We start from the raw sequence: 6,323 nt of genomic DNA, 5'->3' as shown, positions 1-6,323 counted from the left end.
TTTGGAAACTTTTGTAGATGCTTTAGAGGCTTTTCGGACAGCCATGTCTTTTCGTTTTGTGGCATGGCTGAACGAGAATCGAGACCTGTTTGCCGCTCACAAAGCGCGTTTTGGCTTGGTTTGGGCTTGAAATTTGTTTAAGTACCGTTAAAAATTCTCGAACGAGAACTCGGCGGCGTCTCAGAGGTTCCCGATTTTCCGTCAGAGCGATCGATTTGAGAGGTACAGAGATCCCTCACGATCGCTATGGAGAGGAGGTTGAAGCGATCGCCGAAGTGGCGGTCGAAATCAGGTGCGATACCACTTCCACGAAATCGGGTGTCGTACCGATAGGAGAGGCCAACGACAGTCGAATCTCGGGAAACCGATCGCGCCAGTGTTGGAGGCGATCGGCGATCGCGTCCGTCAACCCTCCCGAAAATAGGAAATACGGAAAAACACCGATCGACCGTACCCCCGTTTCTAACAGGTCTGACATCTGCGCGTCCAGGTCGGGGGAAACAGACCAATAGGCCGGACTCACGGGCATTTCGAGACGTTGCTGCAACTGATGCGCCATGCGATCGACCGCATCGTTTCCACCCGGTCTGCGGCTTCCGTGAGATACGACCACCCAAGCCTCGATCGCTTCGACGGCGGCCATGGGACGACGTAACACTGACAGCATCTCGGGACGATCGCCGATATGGGGTAAGACTCGAATCGACCAAGTGTCCCGAAGCTGACGACGTACCGAGTCCACTTCTTCGGGAATGTCTTCCTTGACGTGAACGCCACGGAGGAGAAACAGCGGTACGAGGTACAGAACGCCGCTAGAGTGGGGGGAGCGATCGAGAATCTCGAGCAGTTGTCGGTGAAGCGGTTGGGGGTGACATTCTAAAACGGCTGTTTCTATGGTCGCTGCTGGTATCTTGGCAGATAACAACGTTGCCAGTCGCCTCATTTCCTCACCGGGACGGCGATCGTGGCTGCCGTGGGAAACCAGTACATAGGTATCGGACAAACTCATGGATTTAGATGGGTTCGGCTCTGGGGGGATGATAGCGCGATCTCGCTAACAGTGCGTCATACGGAATCCGAATCTCAACGCGTCGACTTCGCTCAGCGTTGAGTCCGAGCGGAGTCGAGGACTCAAACACTGGCTTTACTCAGTCAGACAAGCCTCTCCCTGTGTCCTCTGTGCCTCTGTGGTGAAGACTTCTTGAAACTGAGCTTATCGGAAAAGGATGGAGTATCACACCGTCGTCAGGATTTGTCTTCAAAAAAAGACCGCGCCAGGGACAATTTCCTGACGCGAAGGCTCTTATTCGCAAGTGAAGGGGGTTTGTGGCTTCGCTGCATCCTTCAATGCTGGGGGGTTTAGCTCATCGCTGCATTACTGCGATCGTAAGAAATCGCATTATTGTACGCGGGTTTTCCTTGAATGTGCGTCCAATGTTCGGCCGTTTCACCAGGCATTCCCACTTCAGCCGCCGCGCGACTCAGCAGCGATTGCTGGCGGTTGCGGATGTTTTGGTGATGGCGGCTCATTAAAGCACGGCTGCGATCGGTAAGAGACATCTTATCGTCCTCCAGAGAAATCGGGGTTTGTCTATCAGTTTTTGCCTTGCACTAACTAATATATCGTATTTCTGTATAATTTTTTACAATTTATCAATTCTTAACATAAAATTTAGAATCTTGCTCGGCGAGTCGCAGTGAAGACAATCACCTTTTACAGTGAGCAGTCACCAGTCACCAGTCACCAGTAAAGACAGCGAACAGTCGTAGGGTGCGTGACCTAAAGACAAGAAAAGTATCCAGTCTTACCGGCCAACTCGTCACGCACCGACTCCATAGGGTATTCCTTGTCTCCCGTTCTCCCCCTCTCCCCCTCTCCCCAGCTACATAACGCATTGGATGTCATAAAACTGCGATCGAGATCGCAGATAAAAGACTTCTTAGTTTTAGCGTTTAATTATTAAAATTTCGTATATTATCTTCGACAAACAACACAAAAATCGCTTCCGAAAGATTTACGCAACTCCCGATATCGCTAGGAAGAGATTGACATCAATAGACGGTGGGGATCGCCTGATATGGGAGACAAATGAAAATCCAATCGGATTGACGCCCCTCATATTTCGTGACATAATATGAGGAAACATAGCCTACAGTACGCAACTGACTTTTGCCAAGACTCGATTGATTTGTAACAAAAATCTATTGCAGAAAACTAGACCCAGCCATCCCAGGACGTTCCGATTTTTAATCTTTTTTTAACAATGGCTCAGCTCGCTTCCCCGATTCAAGGTTTTAAGATGACCCCGATGTCCGCCCCTCAAACTGTGCGTTGCCCGAACTGTGGCAATATTGGCGAACGCCGCTATCTCCACAGCAACCTCGTGCGGACTCAGTGTCCTCACTGCGATTACCTGATGGTGTCTTGTTCGGAAACGGGGCGCGTGATCGAGGCTTATTCCCCAGGGCTTTACCAGTCGAGCGTGTAATCCCAGTCGCCCGTCCGAGGGTTCCGTCCGTCTCGCCACAAAATAATTCACGATAGGACAGCGGCGCTGCACGAACGCCGCTGTTCTTGTATATAGTCTTTCACTCGGGGAAGAATCCGCACGCTACAGCCTGCTCTCTGCACTGAGAAAGCTGTCTTCGCGGGTGAGGGGCGACGAGTGACGGAAAAACTCTTCCTTGTTTTTGCTGGCTCGTAACTGTCCGCAAGCGGCATCGACATCTAAACCTTTAGAGTAGCGGACGCTGACGGCGATGTGGCGCTCTTCTAAAGCACGAACGAAGCGATCGATCCGTTGGCGATCGGGCCGTTGGTAATCTACTTCCGAAATCGGGTTGTAGGGGATGAGGTTGACGTGGCTTTGGAAACCCCGCAGGTGTTTCGCCAGTTCTTCAGCGTGTTCGGGGCGATCGTTTAACTCCGCTAAGAGTAAATATTCAAAACTCAGTCGCCGTCCCGTAATTTGGACGTATTCGCGACATTCCGCCAACAAATCCTCGAGGGGATACTGACGCGCACTAGGAATCAGTCGTTCGCGAAGTGTCTGATTCGAGGCGTGGAGACTGACGGCGAGGGTGGCTTGTAACTTGTGCTGGGCAAGACGGCGAATACGACCGGGGATTCCCACCGTCGAGACGGTCATCGATCGCTGTCCGATGCCTACGTCTTCGTTGAGACAACGTAAGGCGGCTAGGACGTTATCGATGTTGAGTAGCGGTTCCCCCATTCCCATAAACACAACATGACTGACGCGGCGATCGAATTCTTCCTGAACCGTCAACACCTGATCGACGATTTCGTGAGTTTCGAGATTGCGGAGAAAGCCCCCTTTTCCCGTGGCACAGAAATCGCACGCCATCGGACAGCCCACTTGAGAAGAAACGCAAACCGTCAACCGCTTTGAAGTCGGCATTCCCACGGTTTCGACGAGGTTTCCGTCGGCGAGTTGCAACAAGTATTTAATCGTTCCGTCGGGTGCGATCGAGCGATGGTGAACGGTCGATCTCCCGAAATCGACCGGTTCGGCATTTTCCCGCCACCGTTTGGGAAATACTGTAATGTCTGAGAGCGATCGCGCGCCTTGGCGATACAACCACTGATAAAGCTGTTTGCCGCGATAGGCCGGTTGTCCCCGATCTTGCACCCAAGCCGTTAACTCCTCGAGAGACGCCCCGAGGCGAGGTGTAGGGGTTCCTTGAGATACTGACTGAGACGCAAGCTGTACCGACATAAATTCCGAGGGGTTCCGAACGTTGAGGCAACACTTCATCGTAACGCAGTTTGCCCAGAGCGATCGCTTTCCCCCACTCTCGCTTCCCGAACCTTTCCTAAAATCGATACAATACTTAACAAAGCGTCTCAGAAAATCGTTTAACAACTTCCTCAGCGGCTATGCAAACAACACCGACACGCGAACTCGATACCGTCCCAGGACAATTTTGGACTTGGCGCGACCACGCCATCTATTACGTCAAAACGGGAAGAAAACATTCCAACCGCCCGCCGTTGCTGTTGGTTCACGGCTTCGGAGCGTCAACGGATCACTGGCGAAAAAACCTGTTGGGGTTGCAAAACGACTTCGAGGTTTGGGCGATCGATCTCTTAGGATTCGGGCGATCGGCAAAACCCGCCTTAGCTTACAGCGGTCAGTTGTGGCGCGACCAACTCCACGACTTCATCACCGAGATTATCGGCGAACCAGTGGTGTTAGCGGGAAATTCCCTCGGCGGTTACGTTTCCCTTTGTGTGGCGTCTCAAAAACCCGAATCGGCGAAAGGCTTGATTCTTCTCAACAGTGCGGGGCCGTTTAGCGACACTCAGCCGCGCCAACCGAATCTGGCGAGTCGCGTCGTGCGTTGGTTTGCGTTGCAAGATTGGGTAGCGTTTCTCATTTTCCAAAATACCCGCCGTCGATCGGTGATTCGTAAAACCTTAGAACGGGTATACGTGGATAAAACCGCCGTCACCGATCGCCTCGTCGAAGACATTTACCGTCCCTCGTGCGATCGGGGTGCGGCGAAAGTGTTCGCCTCAGTCTTCAAAACGCCTCGAGGCGCAACAGTTGACGAACTGCTGCAACAACTCCAACATCCCTTGCTGATGCTCTGGGGAGAAGGCGATCCCTGGATAAACGCTCGAGAACGGGGGGCGAAGTTTCGAGAATACTATCCCAGTTTGACGGAATATTATCTCGACGCCGGCCATTGTCCCCACGATGAAATTCCCGATCGCGTCAACGCGTTAATTGCATCTTGGGTATTGCGTTGACAACTCCCGCACCAATTGGCAGCGGAATTCTTCTTTCAACCCTCCACGCGTACCCTAAAATAATGCAAGCCGTGCCACACTCACCGATGCTTTCCGTATCCGACGCCGAACGCCTCATTTTCGACGCCGTTCGTCCCCTCCACCCCGAACGCAATACAGAAGTCGTCAACCTCCTCGACGCTACCGGACGTATTCTCGCCGCCTCCGTCAGTAGCAAACTCGACTTTCCCCACTGGGATAACTCGGCGATGGACGGCTACGCCGTGCGTTTTGACGACGTAAAAGCCTGTAGCGACAGCGAACCCACCATTTTAGACGTTATCGAAGAAATTCCCGCCGGAACGCCGCCTCAAAAAACTCTACAACCGGGACAAACCGCCCGCATTCTCACCGGTTCCATGATGCCAGAGGGGGCGGATACGGTGGTGATGCAAGAAAATACTCGTCGAGAAGGCGATTCTGTTGCGGTTCTCGTTCCCCCGGAAAAACCCGGTCAGTTCGTTCGCCGTTGCGGAAGCTTCTACCAGGCGGGAAATCCTCTTATTGAAGGTGGCGTCCGATTGCAAGCCGCCGATATCGCTGTTTTAGCCGCCGCACAAGCGACAAAAGTGCGCGTGTTTCGCAAACCCCGCGTCGCTATCCTCTCCACGGGAAGCGAGTTAGTCTCCCCGGAAGACCATCTTCAACCGGGTCAAATTGTGGACTCGAATCAATATGCTCTCGCGTCGTTTTTGGCGGCGTTGGGAATGGAACCCCTGCGGGTGGGAATTGTGGAAGACAACCCTGAAACGCTGAAATACTCAATCGCCGAGGCGTTGAATTGGGGTGACGTGGTGGTTTCGACGGGTGGCGTGTCGGTGGGGGATTACGACTATATCGATCGCATTTTAGAACAGTTAGGGGGCGATTTATTGGTGCGATCGGTAGCCATCAAACCGGGAAAACCGCTGACGTTCGCGCAGTTTCCTAAGCAACGCGCTCTCTATTTCGGTTTACCTGGAAATCCAGTTTCGGCGTTGGTGAGTTGTTGGCGGTTCGTCAAACCTGCCCTGTTGAAATTGGCGGGGTTGCATCGGGGATGGGAACCGGTTTTTGTGAACGCGAAAACGCGAGTTGAGTTGCGATCTGGCGGCGGACGGGAAACTTATCTTTGGGGTCAGTTGTTGGCGACGGAAACGGGGTTGGAATTCGAGATTCCGGGGGGAAGTTTTAGTTCGGGAAATTTGATTAATTTAATGCAGACAAACGGCTGTGCGAGGCTTCCTGTGGGAACGAAACGAGTTGAAATAGGCGAAACTGTTTCGGTGTTGTGGGTGGATACGCCCGTTTCTCATTTGGGGTGAATGGCTCGATCGCTACGGCAATCTTAAATAGGTTTTGTAATAAATTGCGGACAAAAAGGAAATAGGGAAGGGGGAATGGGGAACGGGGAATGGGGAACGGGGAATGGGGAACGGAGATAAATTTTCAGAATTTCTTTTATCCCACATTCCGCACTTCAAATGTAGTGTATAAGTAGTATAAATTGAATCGGAAAGGAATTAGGTAT

The 6,323-nt window shown here is 52.3% G+C and carries 6 protein-coding genes; 3 read left to right on the top strand and 3 right to left on the bottom strand.

Annotation, left to right across the window (positions count from 1 at the left end):
• Nucleotides 1–244: 244 nt before the first annotated feature.
• Both GEI7105_RS31280 and gifA read right to left on the bottom strand, forming a co-directional pair.
• Nucleotides 245–1,009 (bottom strand): sirohydrochlorin chelatase, encoded by a 765-nt coding sequence (locus tag GEI7105_RS31280; protein ID WP_071592036.1) that lies wholly within the window; start codon nucleotides 1,007–1,009, stop codon nucleotides 245–247.
• A 350-nt stretch (nucleotides 1,010–1,359) separates the two neighbouring features.
• On the bottom strand, nucleotides 1,360–1,560 hold the full coding sequence (gene gifA, locus GEI7105_RS0118880; protein ID WP_026097780.1) for a glutamine synthetase inactivation factor IF7A: 201 nt from the start codon (nucleotides 1,558–1,560) through the stop codon (nucleotides 1,360–1,362).
• Between the two features lie 740 nt (nucleotides 1,561–2,300).
• Between gifA and GEI7105_RS0118875 the strand changes: the two genes are divergently transcribed.
• Entirely contained in the window at nucleotides 2,301–2,489 is a 189-nt protein-coding gene (locus tag GEI7105_RS0118875; protein ID WP_342662835.1) for a hypothetical protein, read from the top strand.
• A 123-nt stretch (nucleotides 2,490–2,612) separates the two neighbouring features.
• Here the strand turns inward: GEI7105_RS0118875 and rlmN are convergent, their stop codons facing one another.
• Nucleotides 2,613–3,737, bottom strand: a complete 1,125-nt coding sequence (rlmN, locus tag GEI7105_RS0118870) for a dual-specificity RNA methyltransferase RlmN (RefSeq protein ID WP_144053947.1) — start codon at nucleotides 3,735–3,737, stop codon at nucleotides 2,613–2,615.
• Between the two features lie 161 nt (nucleotides 3,738–3,898).
• On the opposite strand from rlmN, the gene GEI7105_RS0118865 reads away from it, so the two are divergent.
• A complete protein-coding gene (locus GEI7105_RS0118865; RefSeq protein ID WP_017661988.1) occupies nucleotides 3,899–4,774 on the top strand; it encodes an alpha/beta fold hydrolase in 876 nt (291 codons plus the stop codon).
• Nucleotides 4,775–4,860: 86 nt separating this feature from the next.
• The gene (locus GEI7105_RS0118860; RefSeq protein ID WP_017661987.1) at nucleotides 4,861–6,117 is read left to right on the top strand and encodes a molybdopterin molybdotransferase MoeA; all 1,257 of its coding nucleotides are present in this window, start codon (nucleotides 4,861–4,863) and stop codon (nucleotides 6,115–6,117) included.
• The last annotated feature ends 206 nt before the right edge of the window (nucleotides 6,118–6,323 follow it).

Origin of the sequence: Baaleninema simplex PCC 7105, from assembly GCF_000332355.1 — a bacterium.
Classification (GTDB): domain Bacteria; phylum Cyanobacteriota; class Cyanobacteriia; order Cyanobacteriales; family Geitlerinemataceae; genus Baaleninema; species Baaleninema simplex.
The sequence above is the reverse complement of the archived record's forward strand: the minus strand, read 5'-3'. Positions and strand labels throughout refer to the sequence as shown.